Here is a 1,700-nt window from a genome sequence, read left to right as displayed (position 1 = left end):
GGGGTCACTTCCCCGGGCGGCACCACCCAGGCCGCCATCGAAACCTTGCAGGCCGGAGGCTTTGAGACTCTGACCGCCAGGGCCATCGAAGCCGCCGCGCGCCGCGGGCGGGACCTATCGGCCGCCAACGATTGAGCCTGCGTACCTGCGCGTGCAGCCCACCGGCAACCCGCCCGAGGAAACCTGCCATGTCCAGATTTATTCCACTGCTGCTGTCCGGGCTGCTCATCGGCCTGCCCGCCTGCTCCGGGCAACCCCCACCGCAGGCGGCAACGCGCGCGCAAGCCGCACCTGCCCATGCCGATCTGGGTCCGCTGCGCGTGCACTACAACCTGTTCCCAACGCTGGCAATGAACGAAGCGGTGGCACGCAGCTATGAGATCAAACGCGAAGCCAACCGCGCCTTGCTGGTGGTGGCGCTGCGCGAGCGCAGCGACAACCAGGAGCTGCCCGCCGAAGGCGATGTCATCGCAACGGCCACCGACCTGTCGGGCAGGCGCCAGCACGTGGCATTGCGCGCGGTACGCACGGGACCGTACACCGATCTGATCGGTTTGCTGGAGGCGCGGCCCCACGACCAGCTGCGGGTGGAACTGCAGGTACGTGCCACCGCCGGCCAGGGGAAAGTGGGTTTCGAACGAAGTTTCTGAATACTGCCGAAACCGCCGATCACGCCCGGCCGCGCGTTGCGACCTCCGCCTGCGCGCCTGTAATCGGCGCTACAGCTTCCACAATTTCCCTTTCAAATCAGTCCCGTAATCCAGTGCATACGGGGCGGTGGCGGCTCCACCCCCATTCATAGAATTTGACGCAGCTCACGCAAGGCTCAAATTGACATGGGAGTGAGGCCCACCATACTGGCCCCCTTTCCCTCTTCCGCTCGTGCCCATGGATGCGGCCGCGCCGGATAAATGACGTCTTTTCCCATGCAAAAATCCCTTCCTCCACTGCTGCAGCTGCAAGGCTGGGGCATGAGCCGTGGCCGCCGGACGGTGCTGGCATCGATCGATATGGTGATCGATGGCCCGGGCATCGTGGTGCTGATGGGCCCGGGTGGTACTGGCAAGTCGTCGCTGCTGCAGGCGCTGTCCGGTCAGCACAACGCCCACGGCGAGCGCTGGGGCCAAATGCTGTTCCAGGGCCAGCCACTGCCGGCGGCCGCCCGCCCGCCGGCGCTGGTGCACCAGCAGCCACGCGAACTGGGCTTCAGCGTCCTGGAGAACCTCAGTGCCGCGCTGCGCCAGCAGCACGGAGGCAGCAGCCAGCACGCGCTGCGCGAGGAAGTCGTCACCCGGCTGCACGCCCTGGGCGCCGATAGCCTGGTCGCGCAGTTGTCGCAGCGGGTGATCGATCTGCCGCGTGGACTGGCGCGACAGCTGGCGATCCTGCGCGCGGCCCTCAGCGGCAGCCCCTTGCTGCTGATCGACGAGCCCACCAGCGAGCTGGATGCGGCCGATACCGAAGCGGTACTGGCACTGATCCAGCGCCTGGCCACCACCCATACCTGCCTGATCACGCTGCACCATCAAGCGCAGGCGCGGCGTATCGCAGCGCGCGCGATCCTGCTGGCCGGCGGCCAGGTACAGGTGGATGCGCCTGCCGCCGCATTCTTCGCCAATGACATGCGGCACCCGGTGCTGGCGCAGTTCCTGCGCACCGGCAGTTGCCACGTGCCGGCGCCGGATGCGCGGGCAGAAGAG

At 67.4% G+C, this 1,700-nt stretch carries 3 protein-coding genes; all 3 read left to right on the top strand.

Going from position 1 to position 1,700, the window contains the following annotated elements; genetic code table 11:
* On the top strand, positions 1–135 hold a 135-nt coding region (locus JCM9942_RS18455; protein WP_304941158.1), incomplete at its 5' end, for a pyrroline-5-carboxylate reductase dimerization domain-containing protein.
* Positions 136–188: 53 nt separating this feature from the next.
* On the top strand, positions 189–650 hold the full coding sequence (locus JCM9942_RS15245) for a DUF4426 domain-containing protein (protein WP_054660688.1): 462 nt from the start codon (positions 189–191) through the stop codon (positions 648–650).
* A gap of 321 nt (positions 651–971) precedes the next feature.
* A partial coding sequence (locus JCM9942_RS15240; protein ID WP_172675150.1) for an ABC transporter ATP-binding protein occupies positions 972–1,700 on the top strand: 729 nt, incomplete at its 3' end.

Origin of the sequence: Stenotrophomonas pictorum JCM 9942 (assembly GCF_001310775.1) — a bacterium.
Lineage (GTDB): Bacteria > Pseudomonadota > Gammaproteobacteria > Xanthomonadales > Xanthomonadaceae > Stenotrophomonas > Stenotrophomonas pictorum.
Note: the sequence above shows the minus strand (reverse complement) of the source record. Positions and strands in the feature narration are given on the sequence as shown.

What these genes read in the sequence shown, in the direction of transcription:
- JCM9942_RS15245 (WP_054660688.1), top strand. Translation starts at nt 189, where the DNA reads ATGTCCAGATTTATTCCACTGCTGCTGTCCGGGCTGCTCATCGGCCTG.